This window comes from Shewanella algicola, from assembly GCF_014648035.1.
Taxonomy (GTDB): domain Bacteria; phylum Pseudomonadota; class Gammaproteobacteria; order Enterobacterales; family Shewanellaceae; genus Shewanella; species Shewanella algicola.
The window spans coordinates 1-19163 of record NZ_BMQI01000070.1 but is presented as its reverse complement, the minus strand read 5'-3'; the positions used below and the strand labels follow the sequence as shown (position 1 = coordinate 19163).

Annotated in this window: 16 protein-coding genes and 1 pseudogene; 10 read left to right on the top strand and 7 right to left on the bottom strand. The window is 43.9% G+C overall.

Going from position 1 to position 19163, the window contains the following annotated elements; all coding sequences use genetic code 11:
• Positions 1–296: 296 nt before the first annotated feature.
• Entirely contained in the window at positions 297–626 is a 330-nt protein-coding gene (locus IEY42_RS20195; protein ID WP_188927023.1) for a hypothetical protein, read from the bottom strand.
• 487 nt (positions 627–1113) lie between these two features.
• Between IEY42_RS20195 and IEY42_RS22635 the strand changes: the two genes are divergently transcribed.
• A complete protein-coding gene (locus tag IEY42_RS22635) occupies positions 1114–1239 on the top strand; it encodes a hypothetical protein (RefSeq protein WP_268244280.1) in 126 nt (41 codons plus the stop codon).
• Here the strand turns inward: IEY42_RS22635 and IEY42_RS20190 are convergent.
• The 3 genes from IEY42_RS20190 to IEY42_RS20180 form a co-directional block, all read right to left on the bottom strand.
• A complete protein-coding gene (locus IEY42_RS20190; protein WP_188927022.1) occupies positions 1232–2548 on the bottom strand; it encodes an anaerobic C4-dicarboxylate transporter in 1317 nt (438 codons plus the stop codon). The two genes, IEY42_RS22635 and IEY42_RS20190, sit on opposite strands and share 8 nt — an antisense overlap.
• Positions 2549–2762: 214 nt before the next feature.
• On the bottom strand, positions 2763–3947 hold the full coding sequence (locus IEY42_RS20185; RefSeq protein WP_188927021.1) for a winged helix-turn-helix domain-containing protein: 1185 nt from the start codon (positions 3945–3947) through the stop codon (positions 2763–2765).
• A gap of 34 nt (positions 3948–3981) precedes the next feature.
• Positions 3982–4644, bottom strand: coding sequence for a TetR/AcrR family transcriptional regulator (locus tag IEY42_RS20180; protein ID WP_188927020.1), 663 nt, complete (start codon positions 4642–4644; stop codon positions 3982–3984).
• A 271-nt stretch (positions 4645–4915) separates the two neighbouring features.
• Here IEY42_RS20180 and IEY42_RS20175 point away from each other — a divergent pair, with 271 nt between their 5' ends.
• The 7 genes from IEY42_RS20175 (at position 4916) to IEY42_RS20145 (ending at position 15293) form a co-directional block, all read left to right on the top strand.
• Positions 4916–6421, top strand: a complete 1506-nt coding sequence (locus IEY42_RS20175) for an efflux transporter outer membrane subunit (RefSeq protein WP_188927019.1) — start codon at positions 4916–4918, stop codon at positions 6419–6421.
• The gene (locus tag IEY42_RS20170) at positions 6418–7959 is read left to right on the top strand and encodes an MFS transporter (RefSeq protein ID WP_188927018.1); all 1542 of its coding nucleotides are present in this window, start codon (positions 6418–6420) and stop codon (positions 7957–7959) included. The genes IEY42_RS20175 and IEY42_RS20170 overlap by 4 nt, the downstream gene beginning before the upstream one ends.
• Positions 7960–8164: 205 nt before the next feature.
• On the top strand, positions 8165–9202 hold the full coding sequence (locus IEY42_RS20165; protein ID WP_188927017.1) for an HlyD family secretion protein: 1038 nt from the start codon (positions 8165–8167) through the stop codon (positions 9200–9202).
• Positions 9203–9701: 499 nt separating this feature from the next.
• Positions 9702–10424 (top strand): ABC transporter ATP-binding protein, encoded by a 723-nt coding sequence (locus IEY42_RS20160; protein ID WP_188927016.1) that lies wholly within the window; start codon positions 9702–9704, stop codon positions 10422–10424.
• The gene (locus tag IEY42_RS20155) at positions 10421–11854 is read left to right on the top strand and encodes an ABC transporter permease (protein WP_188927015.1); all 1434 of its coding nucleotides are present in this window, start codon (positions 10421–10423) and stop codon (positions 11852–11854) included. Before IEY42_RS20160 ends, IEY42_RS20155 begins: the two co-directional genes overlap by 4 nt.
• Entirely contained in the window at positions 11854–13152 is a 1299-nt protein-coding gene (locus IEY42_RS20150) for a DUF3526 domain-containing protein (RefSeq protein ID WP_188927014.1), read from the top strand. The genes IEY42_RS20155 and IEY42_RS20150 overlap by 1 nt, the downstream gene beginning before the upstream one ends.
• 2 nt (positions 13153–13154) lie before the next feature.
• Entirely contained in the window at positions 13155–15293 is a 2139-nt protein-coding gene (locus IEY42_RS20145) for a TonB-dependent siderophore receptor (RefSeq protein ID WP_188927013.1), read from the top strand.
• A gap of 75 nt (positions 15294–15368) precedes the next feature.
• Here the strand turns inward: IEY42_RS20145 and IEY42_RS20140 are convergent, their stop codons facing one another.
• A complete protein-coding gene (locus IEY42_RS20140) occupies positions 15369–16232 on the bottom strand; it encodes a YicC/YloC family endoribonuclease (protein ID WP_188927012.1) in 864 nt (287 codons plus the stop codon).
• 242 nt (positions 16233–16474) lie between these two features.
• Here IEY42_RS20140 and rph point away from each other — a divergent pair, with 242 nt between their 5' ends.
• Both rph and pyrE read left to right on the top strand, forming a co-directional pair.
• Positions 16475–17188: a ribonuclease PH gene (gene rph / locus IEY42_RS20135; protein WP_160054452.1), complete on the top strand. Its 714-nt coding sequence runs from the start codon at positions 16475–16477 to the stop codon at positions 17186–17188.
• A gap of 70 nt (positions 17189–17258) precedes the next feature.
• Positions 17259–17900: an orotate phosphoribosyltransferase gene (gene pyrE / locus IEY42_RS20130; RefSeq protein WP_188927011.1), complete on the top strand. Its 642-nt coding sequence runs from the start codon at positions 17259–17261 to the stop codon at positions 17898–17900.
• Positions 17901–18073: 173 nt separating this feature from the next.
• On the opposite strand, the gene folE is transcribed toward pyrE, so the two are convergent.
• A complete protein-coding gene (gene folE, locus IEY42_RS20125; RefSeq protein ID WP_101088524.1) occupies positions 18074–18724 on the bottom strand; it encodes a GTP cyclohydrolase I FolE in 651 nt (216 codons plus the stop codon).
• A gap of 178 nt (positions 18725–18902) precedes the next feature.
• A pseudogene (locus tag IEY42_RS20120) lies at positions 18903–19103 on the bottom strand (alpha/beta hydrolase family protein); the annotation flags it as partial.
• Between the last annotated feature and the right edge of the window lie 60 nt (positions 19104–19163).

Sequence of the window (19163 nt, the reverse complement as noted above, 5' to 3'; positions counted from 1 at the left end):
AATTTAAGAAACCAGATTTTTTGCTTTATTACTTATGTCACGCCATGCTGCCGTAAGCTCACAATAAATTTATGTTTATTGTCGGTGCAATAGGCTTACGAGTCTACGGACTATGAGTCACATTAGCCGCTGAAACATACAATGAGATAACCCTAATTTGTATTACCTGATTGATTAAGATGAGCTTGCAAGAGTCAATCATATCGGCATAGGCAACTGTTGAAAACAGGATGTTTTCGTCAAGCCCCCATGGATGGGTTTACGGCGTGTTGCATAGGGTGATGTGGTGGGCGAGTTTACTGTGAAGATAGTAGATTAAGATGAGCGATAATATGTTCGCTTGTTTCGCACTCAAAAATGATAATTGCGTCAGAACCGGCATAAATTTCGGGTGCTTCATCCGTTCCCTCGTTCGTTGCGGACTCAATAGTGTACCGTGCACCATTTTCTTCACGTTCATCGGCCATTTCATGTTCAACCCACAATATCCTGTATTGTTCGCCTTGTTTAAAATAGAAACTGACACAAGTATTGTTACCGTAGCTGTTATCGATTAAAAAGGGGTAATCATTAGGGTTAAATCCTAAATTAAACTCAGATCCAAAAGCTTGCAAATATGGCTGCATAATCAAATTTCTTATGTTTTAAGGGGATAATTAAGTATAGCTTAAACTTAGATTTTTACCGGTTTGCAGCTGACTTTTGGGTGAAAAGAGTGTTTTGATCGCTTTTCGTTTCTAAGATGAATTAACTCAACGCTTATAAATGACCGAGTTGCTCATTTTTACGTGGTTTGAAACGTATTCATTTTTATGGCAAAAAAACTCATTGATCAGGGATTATAAGATTAGTAACACAATAGCATCGATATGCAATGTGGCATAAAACTGCCAACTGCCAACTGCCAACTGCCAACTACCAACGGACTATCGGGTAGCCTGCCATGTTGGCATAGGCAACTGTTGAAAACAGGATGTTTTCGTCAAGCCCCCATGGATGGGTTTACGGCGTGTTGCATAGGACGATATGGTGGGCGAACCAACAAATAAACCTGCTGATATCGAAGTCACCCATCTTGACGCTTTAGGCCTATCACAATGATTAAAAACAAAAATGGCAGCCAATGTGGCTGCCATTTTATTGATGCTAGTGACTTTTTCTAGTCACTTCACTAGCGGTTTACCGCTTAACTCTTTGCCTGATGCTTCAACTCCAAACACCTTAGCAGAAATTAGTTAATCGCCATTGAAATAAAGTAACCCACAAATGTAGCAGTGATTACACCAATAAACCCAGGAATGATAAAGCTGTGGTTCAACACATATTTACCAATATGCGTGGTACCGGTTCTATCAAAGCTGATTGCCGCTAAGTCACTTGGGTAGAATGGGAAGAAGAAATAAGCATAACACGCTGGTAATACACCAATTAATACAGGTGCTGGGATCCCTAATGAATACCCTAATGGCAACATAATGGTTAATACCGCTGCCTGACTTTTTAAGAAGATAGATGACACAAACATCGCGATAGCAAATGTCCATGGGTAAACACTGACAAGGTCGCTCACCGCGCTGACTAAATAGCTTTTGTGGTGACTAATAATAGTGTCACTCATCCACGCAATACCAAAAATGATGATGACCGCGGTCATACCGGCGGTAAACACATTACTGGTGGCAATCTTTTTGGGCGATACATTGGTGGCGAGTAATATGACACCACCAACAGACAGCATCATAAACTGAATCGCGACCGACATTTTTACGCCAGCAGGCAGTATTTGCTTACTAAACATGGCGACCACAATCACCGCAAGAATACCCAGTAAAAATACCGTCAAGCCTTTTTTAGCCGTTGATTGTGCCGCTGGGGTTTGGGCGTCGTCATCTTCTAGATCGATTAATGACTCACGGAAATCTTTATCTGCTAAGCGTGCTTGAAACTCGGTGTCTTTGTCTAAATCTTTACCACGCTTTAAGCTCCAGGTACAGGCGACAAGTAAACCCGTTAAGGTTGCCGGAATGGTCACCATAAGCACATCGATTAAGCTGATATCAAGATTGTTATCAACCGCTGTTGCCAATACTACCGCAGCTGCGGCGGCAATTGGGCTGGCGGTAATGCCCATTTGCGAGGCAACAGTTGCCATCGCTAATGGACGTTCAGGACGAATGCCTTTTTTATAGGCGACATCGTAAATAACAGGTAAAAGTGGGTAAACCGAATGGCCAGTACCAACCAATACGGTTAAAGAGTATGTACATAAAGGGCCTAAAAACACGATATGTTCAGGGTGTTTACGCAGTATTTTTTCAGCAAACTTCACTAACAGATTTAATCCGCCAGTTGCCTCAAGTGTTGCCGAGGCCGCCACTACCGCAAGAATAATTAACATCACGCTGATAGGTGGGGAACCAGGCGCGATACCAAACACGAATGCCAGCACTGATACACCTAAGCCACCGAGTAAACCAAACGCGATACCGCCATGGCGGATACCAACAAATATCACCGCTAGTAACAGCAGCATGTGTATATAAAACATCGTGTGTTCTCCCCATATAGGAATTATGTAGGTTGTTATTATTTTTAGCCTTTTGAAGGTATCTCACAACGTATTTGTGGTTAGTGACTTAATTCAAGCTATTGAAGTGCCAAGTTGAAAAATGTGTAAAACGTGAACAAGGTTGCATACTGATTTAAGTGCAGTGCAGATCTTGTAAGGCAGGGGAAAGGTGTTTTGCAATACTCAGGGTTAATTATTGGCAGGCGTTAAGCAACATCTTACCGATGGCTTTGTCGTTACAAGCCACTAGTTGCCAGCGCTGACAATTATTGAACTTGCTGTAATGATTAATGGCATCGATAAACGCGGGTATAAAAGCGTCTCTGCTAAATGCATCAGTACTAAATGCTGCTGGCTCAAAATGGAGTTGTTGCAGTAGCAAGCATTGGTTTTTGCGATCGGCTTTTACATCAACACGTCCAACAAAGCGGTCACGCCATAAAATGGGCAATGAGTAATAACCGTATTGGCGTTTTGCCTCAGGTACATACACTTCGATTTGATAATCAAAGCCAAACCATTGCTTAAGCTTTTGCCGTTGAATGACTAAATTATCAAACGGATTAAGCAGCCAGACTTTGTTGGCTATGGTGCTGGGGAGTGTAAGCTTGGGCTGATAAAAGTAAACTTGCCTGGTGTGTGGCTCGGTAAAACTGGCAATGTCGCCTTGTTCGCACATTTGCGCTAAGGTTTTGGTCAGTAGTGGTTTAAGGCCTTTGCGCAGGTACTGAATTTGCTGCACATTGCCAAAGCCATGGGCTATTAAATAACGCTTAATTAAATGCTGAGCAAACTCGCTGTCGCTGGGCACAGTGGTATCTATATGGTTTGGTAACACGCGCTCGGTTAAGTCATACACCTTTTGAAACTTGTCACGTTTAGCCACCATTAACTCGCCTTGCATAAACAACTGCTCAAGCGCTTTTTTAGCGGGTTTCCAATCCCACCAGGCACCATTTTTAGCATCAGCGTCATGCTTAAATTGGTTGGCTTTCAATGGGCCTTCAGCGGTTATGCGGGCTTTTACTTCGCGCATGATTTTGTGTTCGGGCTCAAACCAATGTTTGTCGCCTTGTTGTAATTGCTGCTTGCGATACAAGCTAAACCGATAATCTTCAATGGGTAGGTATGCCGCTGCATGGGACCAATATTCAAACACACTTTTGTCGCCCATGGCCTGATCTAACATGCTGGTGGCGTAGTGTGGCAACCTACTATGCAATACATGATGATGCGCGCGCTCAACCACATTAATAGAGTCTATTTGCACATAACTTAATTGCTGCAATAGCGCTGGCAATGACTCAAAAGGCTGCAGCAAACCTTGTTGCTGCATACTTAACTGTAACCATTGTGTGGCTGAGTAAGGGGTGGTCATTAAGAGCCTTTTTGTGTTGATTTGAGAGGTAGCGTTAAGAGTTAACTTGGCGGTTACCATAAGAGCGCACAAAAGTGTCTATGGCAATATCCACCCAGCGATCAATGGTGGCTTTTTTAAGTGGTTGGTCGGGGTGAGTTAAACATTTTAAATGAAGCTCGCTACGAAATAGTGTGACAAATACATCTGCAGCTTCGTCGACACTAATGTTGCTTAAGTCTATTTCATTGGCGTTATGGGCTTGAGTTAAGCAGTTGGCCACCATGGATTTAACAATTTTAGGGCCAGAATTATAAAACATGTGTCCCAGCGCAGGAAAACGGGGGGCTTCTGCGACGACTACTCGATATAACGACAATGCCGGAGCCGACAGAGCAACACTAAGGTAGGCGTGCCCCAACACGCGTAAGCTTTCGGTAATGTCGCCAGGGATAAATTTAATGTCGTTAATGGATGCTGTGAACGAGGCGCATTCGTTTTGCACTACGGCTAAAAATAGCTTTTCTTTATTAGAAAAGTGCGCGTACACGGTCGATTTAGATACGCCTGCTTCGCGTTGGATCATGTCGGTGGTGGCGGCATTAAAGCCGTGAGTTAAAAATATTTTGCTAGCAGCATTGAGCACTGTCCTTGCTTTTGGGCAAAGGTCGAGTGTGAGTTGTGCAAGGGCAGAAGGATCAGTTACAGCGTTTTTCATATAAAACTCACTTGACAATAATCTTTGAGATAGGCACTATATCAAACCGTACGGTACAGTTCAATTTTTATATTGAAGCTTACGATATCGTGCAATAGAAGTTCGTTAGTGGAGTCTTACACACTAGCGGATTTTTTATTTACCCAACAAACAAACCGAGCGGTACAGTTTGTTGGCGTAATTTGATTGAGTTTATAGGCGCGCTTGATCTTTCAAGGTTGTTTTTTGCAGCAAAGATCAACAGACCCTCGTTAATTTAGGAAGAGTTGTCATGTTATTTACGGGTAAAAGTATAACGTTTTCACCACATGCATTGGCGTTAGCCGTGTCGTTAGCGGTGCTGTCTGGATGTACATTGGGCCCAGATTTTACAGTACCAGAGAGCGGAATTACCCAAACGGCAACTGAACCTCGGTCTGATTACGGTTACGCCGAACAAGCTAGCCAACCAACTCTTGATTGGCAATGGTGGGCGGTATTTAACGACCCAATATTGACGCAATTACAAGCCAAAGCTCAAACCGGAAATTTAGACTTACAAGTCGCGACCAGCCGAATTGCGCAAAGCCGTGCCGCGTTGGGGATCACAGCAGCCGACAAACAACCTAGACTCTCTGCAAACGCAAGTTATGCCCGCGAAGGCAATAGTGAAAATGGCAAGATGGTGGCATTAGGCGCACCGTCGGAGGCCGAAAATTTTTGGACTGCTGGTTTTGATGCCAGTTGGGAGCTTGATCTTTGGGGCCGTGCGCAGCGGGCGACAGAAGAAGTTAGCGCCAAATTAGATGCGTCGTTATATCAGCGTGAAGCTATTCGTGTCAGCTTAGCTGCTGAAGTTGCCAAGGCATATTTGCAATTGCGCAATGCACAAACTCAATTAGCCATTAGCTTAGACAAGCAACAAACCGCTGAACAGATTGTCGTGTTAATGCAAAGCCGTGAAGACAACGGAGTTGGTACCCATTTTGATACTATTCGTGCTCAAACCGACTTAGCCACATTAACGGCAAGTCTACCTGAGCTGACCATGCGCAGTAATCAATTAATGAATGCCTTGGCATTATTGCTCGGTGAGCAGCCTCGGGCATTAGATGCCATATTAGCTACATCAAATAAACCGATTCAACTGCCAGCAGGTGTGCCGGTTGAGGTTCCGTCGGATTTAGCCTCTCGTCGCCCTGATATTCTTGAAGCGCAAGCACATTTACACGCAGCCGTTGCCGCAATTGGTGTCGCAGAAGCTGATTTTTATCCTCGAGTGACCTTGTCTGGCAGTTTGGGGCTTGAGTCTTTTGAAAGCAGTGACTTACTGGGCTGGGATTCGCGCTCATTTACTGTTGGTCCTAAAGTGTATTTACCTATTTTTTCAGGCGGCAAGTTAACTCAGCAACTTGAGTTAACAAAAGAAAAGCAAAAGAGTTCAGCATTGAGTTATCGCAAAACCGTGTTGGCTGCCTGGCACGAAGTGGATAACGCTATCGATGCGTGGCGTGCACAACAAAGCCAACAGCATAAATTGTCTATTGCGCACCAATACACTGAGCAAGCTATGAAGATGATTGAGCGCAATTATCAACAAGGCACCAGTGATCATTTAGCTGTTTTGCAGCAAAAAGGACAAGTGCTTAACAGCCTGATCCAACTGAATAACAGTACCACTCAAGCCGAAATCGCGGTGGTGAGTTTATATAAAACGCTTGGCAGAGGTTGGGATAACAGCCAACCCGTTACTGAAAATAGCGCAATGCTAATCACAACACCTGGGGAGGCAAAATGAGTACAGCGGTACTTTCTGAACCTGCCGTAGTTGTTCCAAAACGCACCCTTGGCATACCTAATCAGGTATTGGCTGGGCTGTTAGGTATTTTTATTGCGGCAATGATGTCTGGCCTTAACAACCGTGTGGGGTCACTTGGTTTGGCGGATGTGCGCGGCGTGATGGGGGTCAGTCTTGACGATGCGTCTTGGTTGCAGACGGCATACGCAATGGGCGAGCTTATTGCCATGCCATTTGCCTCTTGGTTTGCCATTACCTTGTCGGTGAGACGTTTTCATCTGTCGATGGTCTTTGTGTGCGCACTTATTGCGGCTATTTTGCCTTTTATTCAAAACTTAGATGTGTTGATAGGATTACGCTTTGTTCAGGGCATAAGTAGCGGCGCGTTAATCCCTATTTTGATGATGGCGGCGCTTAAGTTTTTGCCCCCTAATATTCGTTTACATGGTTTAGCTTTGTATGCGATGACCGCCACATTTGCGCCTAACTTAGCCGTTTGGTTAACCGGTTTATGGACCGACGGTTTGTCGAACTGGCGCTGGCTATATTGGCAAGTGATCCCTTTGTGCGGTTTAGCCGGACTATTTGTAGGCTGGGGTTTACCTAAAGAAGGGGTTAAATACGCCCGCTTTGCACAAGGCAACTGGCTTGGGATGTTTTGCGGCGTGATATCGCTGTTATTACTTACTATCGCACTAGATCAAGGTGTGCGCCTTGACTGGTTTAACTCACCGTTAATTGTCGTGTCGTTAGTTGGCGGTGTGATTTTGTTTGGCTGTTACGTATTGACCGAATGGCACCATGATGCACCTTTTATTAAACCTCAATTAATGGCGCGTAAAAACCTGCTAATCGGCACGGTTTTATTAACGTTTTTACTTGTGGTGTTGATGTCCGGGTCGATGTTGCCGTCAAACTACCTTGCGGGGTTACAAGATTATCGGGTTATGCAAATTGCGCCAATTGGGCTGCTAATTGCCTTGCCGCAGTTGGTGTTAGGGTCTGTGGTGGCATTGTTGTTGTACCAAAAGTGGGTCGATTCTCGGGTGATGCTGGCCATTGGGTTAGGCATTATTGCTTTGGCCTGTTTTTCGGGAGCACAGCTGACCCCACAGTGGAATCGCGACCAATTTTTAGTGGCTCAGTTACTGCAAGCCATTGGACAACCCATGGCCGTGGTATCGATTTTATTTTTAATGACCAGTGTTTTAGACCCAAGTGAAGGCCCTTATTTTTCGGGAGCAATTAACACTTTTAGAGTGTTTGGGTCGCTTATAGGTGGCGCGGTAGTGGGCCAATTGTTAACGGTTCGCAGTCGTTTTCATAGCGACATGTTACTTGAGCATGCCGGCCTTGTTGATGGTGCTATTCCACAAGCATTAGACGCATCAACTCTAGGAACAACCGTTGCCCAGCAATCTATGGTGCTGTCGGTAATTGATGCTTATTTAGTGTTGGGTGTACTCGCACTTATTTTGATCCCGCTGGCATTGATGATGACCTACGTGCCGGCGCCAGATTTAAGCAAGCAGAATTAAAGGTAACCAACGGCGCTTACACAGCTCTTTGCTCTGCTAACTGGCTAGCTATTGACGCGTCAATTCGCCTTGTTAGCAGAACAAATGACAAGCTTGAAAGTGAGAATGGGTAACATGTTGATTTTAAATAGCATAAGTTCATCCCTTATCCCGAACTCAGGTTAAACAAATTTTAAGTTTATATTTTGAAAGTGAGTAATTGAAAATGGCAATATCTAAATCTATCAAAGTTACCGTAGTTGCAAGTTTATTCGTTGTGGCGATTGGCGGTGTGTTTTATCTAAATCAACCAGAATCAGCAAATGCGACACAGTCGACCGATGATGCGTATATTCAAGCTGATTTTACGATTGTATCCCCGCAAATTTCCGGCAAAATAAGCCAGGTTTTAGTGGATGACAATGACGTGGTTAAGCAAGGCGATGTGATTGCCACTATCGACGACCGTGACTTTGTGGCTGCAGTTAACACCGCCAAGGCGCAAGTGGTTAGCGCCCAAGCAAGCATTAAAAGTTTGCAAGCCAAGCTGATTAATCAAGACGCTGTGATTGAGCAGGCGCAGGCAACGTTAGATGCTAATATCTCAACACTTAAATTGGCGCAGTTTAACCTTGAGCGTTATCGCAACTTAGCGGCAGATGGCTCGGGTACCGTGCAGGCGCTGCAAGAAGCAGAAGCGCAAGTGAGTATTCAGCAAGCTAATCTTCGTAAAAACGAAGCGGGTTTGTTGGCGGCTAAACAGGATAAAGATATTCAGTACGCCGATATTGATAAAGCGAAGGCTGCATTACTGCAAGCTAATTCGATGCTAGATGTGGCTAATTTGCAGTTGTCTTATACGCAAATTACTGCACCGATTGACGGCATTGTAGGTAAAAAGTCACTACGTGTTGGCAGTTATGTTAATCCAGGGGTGTCGCTATTGGCAGTGGTACCGCTTGATGAGATTTATGTGCATGCCAATTTTAGAGAAACCCAACTTGCCAATGTAAAAGCTGGTCAGGCAGTTGATATTGAAGTCGATGCACTACCGGGCAAAATATTAACAGGCCATGTAGACAGCTTAGCCCCAGCGAGTGGTGTGAGTTATTCAGCGGTAGCGCCTCATAATGCGACAGGTAACTTCACTAAAATTGTTCAGCGTTTACCGGTAAAAATCATCATCGACGCTGATCAGGCCGATGCCGCGCAACTTCGTGTTGGCATGTCAGTGGTGCCCACTATTAATGTGAATAACAGTTAAGCGTTATTACCGAATTCCATTTTAAGACGATACAAATGAGTGATGCTTGCTTAAGGCGCATTACTCATCTTCTTTACACGCTACAGCAGGTAAAAGCAGGTTTAACGGTTATAGCGTGTAAAGTTTAGTTTGGGCTGCATAGTGTCGTTATTTATTACTTAGCATTTAGCTTACCATGTTGCTTCATTTGCACTTGTTGCTGTAGCAGGGTGTTAAATTGTTCAAACCTCAATCCTTCATCTTTAATCCTCAACCTTTAATAAAAATGAGCTTTTAACTGTATTGCGCTAAGCCATGCTAATGGTTCATTTAACCACAATAAATAGCGTTTATATCCGCTCAGATTAAAACCTTGATCACACTCCTTTGTAAACACAATAACATTAAACTCACATTTACCTTTGAAATGTTATAACGTATCATCGTGTTGGTTTGTTGATATTCAACAAAATCGACACCCTCATAACCATCTATTAAATAATTGATTTAGAGATAATAAATGCAAAAAGAAATGGTTGTAGCCTCGTCACTGTGCGTTGGCTTTTCTCAACAAACGGTACTTGATGACGTTAATTTTACTGTAGGAAAAGGCGAAGTCTTTGCACTTCTTGGTGGCAATGGAGCAGGAAAATCAACGGCACTAAAAACTTTTTTAGGCACTGTTACTCCTACAAGTGGTACCGCGACAGTAATGGGCATGTCTGTTGCAAAAGACATCGATAAAATCCGCAGTAAAGTCGCTTATTTGCCAGAGTCTGTGATGCTATATGGGCATTTAACCGGGGTAGAAAACATAAAATATTTTCTCTCTTTAGCTGATATCACCAAGACTGAAACTCAAATAGAGCTGGCGCTTAAACGTGTTGCATTACAAGAGGCTGCTTGGCATAGAGCGATGTCGAACTACTCTAAGGGAATGCGCCAAAAAACGGCGATTGCATTGGCATTGCTACGTGAAGCCCCGGTGTTATTTCTCGACGAGCCAACTTCTGGCTTAGATCCTAATGCTATCGATGAATTTAATCAGCTCATTGCCACCTTGGCATCTGAAGGCTCTACTGTCTTTATGGTGACCCACGATGTTTACGGCGCATGCCAAATTGCTCACCGCATTGGTTTATTAGACAACGGCAAAATCGTTGGCATGTTTGAACGTGGTGACAATTCTCATATCGATACCGAGGAAGTTCATTCAGCATTTTCTAAGAGAAATAAACGATGATCGCCATTACTAAAATCACATGGGATGAGTGGCGTTTTTGGCACAGAACTAAACTCGCAGCCACCATTATTGTTATTGGCACGCTATTAACCATTGTGTCTGCAATTGTTAATACAGTAGAAATGCAAAATGCCAAGCATGAGCGTGAGCACATGCAACAATCTTCTGAAGCGAAATTTTTAGAACAACCTGACCGACACCCTCACCGCATGGTGCATTACGGCCATTATGTATTTCGTTCTCCGTCACCACTGAGCATTATTGAACCCGGCGTAGATTCATTTACCGGCACCTCGATTTTTCTTGAAGGTCATCGCCAAAACAGTGCAATGTTTTCTGACCAACGTCAGGCATCGGGCATGACACGCTTTAGCAGTTTAACGCCCAGCTTTTTACTGCAGGTGCTTGTGCCCTTGTTTATCATCATGATTGGCTATGCCAGTGTCACAAGAGAAAAAGAAGCCGGCACTCTGAATATTATGATCACTCAAGGCGTCAATTTATGGCACCTATTGATGGGTAAATATTTGGCGTTAGTGAGCAGTGCGCTGTTGATGTTGTTGCCGTTAGTCATTGCCGCCATTTGGGCGACCATTAACGGCGAGTCGATGGTGATAACCAGCAGCTTTGTGGCGGGTTATGTTGCCTATATTTTTGTATGGTGTGGCATTGTATTAACGGTATCGGCGTTGAGCCAAAAAAGCAGTGCAAGTTTTGTGACGTTAGCCTGTTTATGGATTGTATTGTGTATTTTACTTCCGCGCATTGGTAGTTCAAGTGCAGCCGCTATTGCACCGTCGCAAGGTAAATTAGAAGCCGATTTTGCCATGTTAGAAGAGCTAAGAAAACTCGGAGATGGACACGATACCTCTGACCCTGCATTTGAACAGCTTAAGCAAAACTTACTCGCAAAGTATGACGTCAGCAAAGTCGAAGATTTACCGCTTAACTTTCGGGGCGCTGTCGCGCAATTTTCAGAGAAGCAACTGACCGAGTTATTAAATAAGTTTGCTGAAAAACGCATGCAAGAAGAACTTGCCCAAGCCAATATCGCCAGACAATTTGGCTGGTTAACCCCAACAACGGCAATTCGCTCGTTTTCAATGATGATTTCTGGCACCAGCTTAGAGACTCATCATCGCTTTTTACGCGAAGCAGAAAAATTGCGCTTCGACTTTGTTCAGTCGCTCAATAAAGTCCATCAAGACACCCTAAGTTACCAAGCTGATATGAATCGTAATAAAGATGCTGACAGTACAAATGCAGCACGTGTTGATGCGTCTAATTGGCAAGTCTTGTCTTCATTTTCTTTTACCCCTGACACCGCAAAAACTAGGTTAACCCGCAGTATGCCTTACGGTATTCAATTACTGTTTTGGCTTGGTGCCATTGGGCTTTGCTTGCGATTCGCTGTTAGGAGAATATGCTAATGAATATTATTTCTAACCTGATCAGAGAAGCAAAGTTTCTTACAAAACAACGCTATGTGTTGATGTTTCTTGGCATTGTGTTTTTTCTTGCCGGGTTTTCTGTGTGGTCTGGTATCAGTGAAACCCAGTCACAATTAACCACGATTGAACGGCTACTTGAAAAAGATGCAATAGATCGAAATCGTGTACTCGAAAAACAAGCCGATTATGGCAGTGCTGCCTATTACAGCTTTCATCTAACGTATTCTCCACCGTCTGATATTGCATTTGCCGCAATGGGGCAGCGCGATATTTACCCCTGGAAGCACCGCATTCGCATGCTGGCATTAGAAGGGCAAATCTACGAGACAGATGCTGATAATCCAGAGTTATCGTTTTTAGGTAAATTTGATTTTGCTTTTTTAATCAGTGTATTGCTGCCCCTGTTTGTGATTTTGCTGCTGCATGATATTCGCTCTGCTGAGCGCGAAGCTGGCCGCTACGACTTGCTGATAACCACCGCCCGAAAACAACAACGACTGTGGTTATCAAGAGCCATTGTTTTATGCTCGGCGTTGGCATTGGCAATTTTGATCCCATTTGTGGTTGGCGCCTGGCTTTTTAAAGCATCGTTAACTTCTGCAGGCTTGATAGTACTTGTGGTGATTGCGCATCTATTATTTTGGATGTTACTCACACTCGCATATACCGCTAGCAAAGCGGCATCTAAGCAAAGTTCGGCACAAACCGCTTCTGTGCTACTGGCTATTTGGTTGAGTGTAAGTGTGCTGATCCCTGTTGCTAGCGATATTGCTATTGAAGAAATGGTCCAAAGCCCTAACGGTGGTGAAATTGTACTTACGCAGCGAGAGTTTGTTAACGATGCGTGGGATTTACCTTTTGCAGCTACCTGGGAAGCATTCTTGGCGACTCACCCACAATGGCAAGATAGCACCCAAATGGATTCGCAGTTTGAATGGAAGTGGTATTACGCTTTTCAACAAGTTGGCGATCAAAAAGCGGGGGCATTATCACAAGCTTACCGTGATGCCACCCTAGAAAAAGACGCTTGGGCGAGCCGTTTGGCCTTTATTTCACCTCCTATGTTAGCGCAGCGATTGATGTCTTCCATTGCAGATACAGACACGCAGGCGGCCATGAGATATGAGCAACAAATAAGAGATTATCACCAAGCGTTACGCCAATTTTATTATCCACTGCTGTTTAATGAAACCGAGTATAGCGTAGAAAAAATGTCAGGTTTACCTCAATTTACACAGCCAATAAACACATCAAAAAATGCTAAGGGCAACAGTTAACCATGAGAAATAATTCTTTAACACAACCAATAAAACCGCTAAGCCTGTGTATCTTTGCAGCCTTATTTTTACCTGCTGCAACTCAGGCAGCTGAGGCGGAAAGCGCAGTTAAAGATGACGTTGAAGTCATTGAAGTGACAGGGCTGCGACAAGCTTATCGCGGTAATGTGCAAGAAAAAGATCTCCCACAAGCGATATCATCAATCACATTCGATACCTTAGAGTTTACTGGCATAACCAATTTACAAAACTCGCTAGAGCTGGTGAGTGGTGTTACTAGGCAAAACGATTTTGGTGGTTTATGGGATATGTTTGCGATCCGTGGTTTTGCCGGAGACGAAAACTTGCCTTCAGCTTATCTCATTAATGGCTTTAGTGCTGGACGAGGCTTTAGCGGAAACCGTGATATGTCTAATGTTGACATGATGGAAGTGCTTAAAGGCCCTGGCTCTGCACTTTATGGTCGCGGTGAGCCTGGCGGAACTGTTAATATCATTACCAAAAAACCTCAGTTTGACCAAAGCGGATATATTAAATTTACCGCAGGTAGCTTTGATACTTATCGTACCGAAGGTGACTTCACCACAGGGTTAACTGATAAGCTCGCATTTAGAATCAATGGTGCTTATGAAGATGCTGAAAGCTACCGTGATACGGTAGAAAGTACCAAGACCGTACTTACGCCGTCGTTTTTGTATCAAATTAATGATGACACAGCGATTAGCTATGAGCTTGAGTATTTGGATCAACAAGCGCCAATGGACAGAGGCGTGGTGGTTGTTGATGGTAAAGATTTTTCAGATTCAAACTTTTATGGTGAGCCGGCAGATGATCCAGTAGAGATTGAAGCGCTTGGGCATCAACTTCAACTGCAACACAACCTTTCTGGCGACTGGGCTTTCAGCGCAGGACTAAGCTACCGCACATCATCTTTTGAAGGTAATGCGACTGAAGCACGTTGGTATGACGCAGACGCTAACTATGTTGTTCGTCAACGCCGTTACCGTAATTTTGATGCGGACGATATCTCTGGCCGTTTTGAGTTCAGTGGTTCTGCCGACTTTTTAGGTGTTCAACACAACCTACTGATTGGTGGTGATGCTTATGAATATGAGCTAGATCGCCTTATTTTACGCTATCGACACAATACTGCCGAAGCCGGTACTCCTGAAAGTAGCGCTGACTACTATGCCATCGACTTTGATAACCCAGTTTATCGCGATGAACTGCCTGATATGATCGACAACACATCTGATCTTGAAGAGCAAAGCGGGCAGGGTGTTTATTTTCAAGACCAGATAGACCTGTCTGATAATTGGAAAGCGATGTTCGGTATGCGTTATGATCGCTTTGAACAAGACATGACATATCGATTAGATAATGACCGTAAAACCAACACATCAAAATCTTACTTTAACCCGCGCTTAGGCTTAGTTTATGAGCTATCTAATGACGCCCGAGTATATGCAAGCTACTCAGAAGGCGCGCGTCCTAATTCTGGTACCGACGCCGATGGCAATGGTCATGAGCCTGAAGAAAGCAAGTCTTACGAAATTGGCTTAAAGTGGGGCATGCCAGAGCAGGGCTTTAGTGGAACAACAGCCTTGTTTACCACCGAAAAGTCTAACATTTTAGCCAGCAGTCCTAATGGTGACGGTACAACGGAAGCCATTGGTAAAGCAGAGAGCAAAGGTATTGAACTTGACCTTTCATATGCGCTAACGTCTGATACTTTAGTGACGCTATCGTATGCTTATATCGATGCACAAAACGCTAAAGAAATCACATTATGGGATTGGTATGTTATTGAAGAGGGCGACCGCTTAGGCAATATACCAGAGCACAGTGGTAGCTTGATGGTGCGTCAATTTGCTGAGTTTGGTGGATATGAAGGCAGTGGTGGATTTGTGATTCAATATGTGGGGACCCAATTAGGCGACTTCCTTGAGCAAGATTACGAATTACCTAATTACACACTGGTTAATCTATTTGCCAATGTCACACTCACTGAAAACCTCGACCTTAACCTCAGCGTTAATAATTTACTTGATGAAGAGTATTACGCTAACTCTTACTTTGAAGCGTGGACAATGCCAGGTGCACCACGTGCTTTCAAAGCAAGCGTAAAATACACATTCTAAAACAGTCGCGAGTGATAAGTTGAATTAAGCCCAGCAAATGCTGGGCTTAATTGTTACTGCGTTCAAACTGAAAACTTATTCAACGTTTTGGATCTGCTCGCGCATTTGCTCAATCAATACTTTTAATTCAACAGCGGCTGAAGTGATTTCTGCACTGATTGATTTTGAGGCTAGGGTGTTTGATTCGCGGTTAAACTCTTGCATCATAAAGTCTAAACGGCGACCTTCGCTGCCGCCTTTTTTAAGGATGCGGCGAGCTTCAGTTACGTGGGCTTCAAGTCTGTCCATTTCTTCGGCAACATCTTGCTTTTGCGCTAGGAGTACCATTTCTTGCTCAATGCGCGAAGGGTCGAGTTCACCTGAGATATCGGCTAAGCGATTGGTGAGCTTGTCGCGTTGGTATTGCATCACGGTTGGCATGTGTTCGCGCACAATATTAACCTGCTCCATTACCCCATCTAAACGAGTGAGTAGCATGTCTTTAATCGCTTCACCTTCACGGCCGCGTGCTTCGATAAACTGATCGATTGCATTGTCAAAGGCTTTCATTAACTCTGCGCCAATGGCGTCCATGTCTTGCTCGGCTGATGCGAGCACGCCTGGCCAGCGTAATACGTCAGTCAGGCTTAATTCGCCTTGACCGGCCTCTTGCTTTAACCAGTTAGCAGCGCTTAATAATTGCTTTGCTAATGGTTGGTTTAGCTGTAATTCGTTGCTACTGTTGTCGGCTAGTTCATAACGTAGATTCACTTCTACTTTACCGCGGTTAAGGCGTTTACGTAGGCGATCGCGTAAGACAGGTTCAAAGCTGCGAAACTGCTCAGGTAGGCGCAGGTAGGTTTCTAGGTAGCGCTGGTTGACTGAACGAATTTCCCATGAGGCGGTACCCCATTGTGCTTTGTGCTCGATACGAGCGTAGGCTGTCATGCTTTGGATCATGAAGTGTCCTGTTATGTTATTACGCAAATGTGGGTTGATTATAGCCGCTTTAGGTATCGGGATTAAAGGATTAGTGCTGAGATTTGTGCTGTATCTTGGTTGATATCAATCATATGGATACTAAAGTGGGAGAGGTCATATGTTAGTGATGACTAATTGGATGGGTTTGTCGTGGCATCTGGCGGCGCGAACCTCTATAATATGTGCTCAAATCTGATATGAATTCGACTACAGGACTTTTCATGCGCCCAAGTAACCGTACACCAGCTCAAACTCGCCCTATAACTATTACGCGTTCTTTTACTGCACATGCTGAAGGCTCTGTTTTAGTTGAGTTTGGCGACACAAAAGTATTATGTACTGCCAGCTTCACTGAAGGTGTACCACGTTTTCTTAAAGGCCAGGGTCAAGGTTGGGTAACAGCTGAATACGGTATGTTACCGCGTTCAACTCATAGCCGCATGGACCGTGAAGCTGCTCGTGGTAAGCAATCTGGCCGTACTCAAGAAATTCAGCGTTTAATTGGCCGCTCTTTACGTGCAGCTGTTGATATGAAGTTGTTAGGTGAGAACACTATTGTTATCGACTGTGACGTGATTCAAGCTGATGGAGGTACGCGTACTGCAGCCATCACCGGTGCTTGTGTTGCATTGGTTGACGCGCTTAACTGGGCTCGCGGCAAAGGCATTATTAAAGCTAATCCACTTAAGTTTTTAATTGCAGCTGTGAGTGTGGGTATTTACAAAGGCGAAGCGATTAGTGATTTAGAATACATTGAAGACAGCGCTGCTGAAACTGACATGAACGTAGTGATGACTGAAACTGGCAAGATTATTGAAATTCAAGGTACTGCCGAAGGCGAGCCATTCAGCCATGAAGAATTAATTGAACTACTCGGTCTGGCTAAAAACAGTATTCGCGAAATCGTCGATGTGCAAAAAGCCGCATTAAGTTAATATGCTGTTGAAAATTAGGACCGATTACGGTCCTTTTTTTTAGTTTAAAATTTAATGAAGAGGAATAATCGTGAAAGCCTATCAACGCGAATTTATTGAGTTTGCTTTAGCCCGCCAAGTATTACGTTTTGGTGAGTTTACCCTTAAATCTGGCCGTACGAGCCCGTACTTTTTTAACGCTGGATTATTTAATACGGGTAAAGACTTAGCACGTTTAGGCCGCTTTTATGCTGCTGCGTTAATGGATTCTGGCATTGAGTTCGACTTGTTGTTTGGCCCAGCTTATAAAGGCATTCCGATTGCCACCACTACAGCTGTTGCCTTGTGCGATCATCACGATGTGGATATTCCTTACTGCTTTAACCGCAAAGAGGCTAAAACCCACGGCGAAGGCGGTAATTTAGTCGGCAGCGAGCTTAAAGGTAAAGTGATGCTGGTGGACGATGTGATCACCGCTGGCACGGCTATCCGTGAGTCGATGGAGATTATTAATACCCACAATGCTCAACTTGCGGGCGTATTGATTGCGCTTGATCGTCAAGAAAAAGGCAAGGGTGAGCTGTCAGCGATTCAAGAAGTTGAGCGTGACTTTGGTTGTCAAATTGTGTCGATTATTAAGCTGGCCGATTTAATCAGTTACTTGTCTGAAAAGCCGGGCATGGAAGCTGAACTGGCTAGCGTTAGTGCTTATCGTGAACAATATGGTATTTAATCTGAGTAAGGAGCAGGTTAAATAGTCCTTTGTCTTTCTCACGGCGTTGAATGAACTTGCAATAGGCTAGGTTTAAACTGATGCGCTTAAGCTGGAAAATTAAAAAAGCTGCACAATAGTCATATTGATGCAGCTTTTTATTGCACTTTGCGGTAATCCGTAATCCGTGTTCGCTATTTCACTTGGTGTAAAAATTCAGCACGGGTAGCAGGGTTAGACTTAAAAATACCGCCAAGTGCCGTGGTGGTTGTAGAGCTGGTTGAGTCCATTACCCCACGAGATTTAACGCAGTAATGTACCGCATCCATTTTTACCGCTACGTCTTTGGTTTCAAGCAAAGTTTGCAACGCCACTAACACTTGTTGGGTTAAACGCTCTTGTACTTGTGGGCGTTGGGAAAAAAAGCGCACGATGCGGTTAATTTTAGATAAGCCAATAATTTTAGTGCGTGGTAAATAAGCCACAGTCGCAAAGCCGTCGATGGTGACTAAATGATGTTCGCAAGTGCTGGTTAAGCTAATGTCTTGTACGCGCACCATTTCATCAACGCCCATTTTATTTTCAATGACGGTGATTTTTGGGAAGTTTTCGTAATCAAGGCCCGAGAAAATTTCATCAACATACATTTTAGCTATGCGGCGTGGCGTGTCTGCCAAACTGTCATCAGTTAAGTCGAGTGACATTAAGGTCAAAATCTCACGCATATGGTGTTCAATTTTAACTTTACGTTGTTCTGGCGTGGAAGTTTTGGGCAGCATTGGGGTTTCTAGCCCACGATCTTTTAGTGCTGCTTGTACTTTAATTGCGGCTTCACTGAGTGCCATATATCCTCCAACGACTCAATATCACTGTTTGTATGAGTGCAGATTAACACCCACTTGGCTGCCCCATAGGGGAAAAGGAGAATAACGCGATTTGCTGTAAATTAATACCGCAGCCAATAAAAAAGCCGATCCTTCTACTCAAGTATCGGCTTTTGTTGATTAAACGCTTAAGTGATCACTACTTAACGTTTAAGTTCTCTTTAATGAATTTAAGCATGATGTCATAATATTTTTCACGGTTTTCGGCGTTAAAGAAACCATGGCCTTCTTTTCTCCAAATTTCTTTTTGGAAAGGGTAGTTAGCTTGCTCCAATGCTTTTTCCATTGCTTCATATTGCTCTATCGGTGCGCGTTCATCTTCTTCACCATGAATTAACGTAAGCGGTAAATAAACCCCACATACTCAATCAAAAAAATAGTTGTCATAGTAGCTCACCAA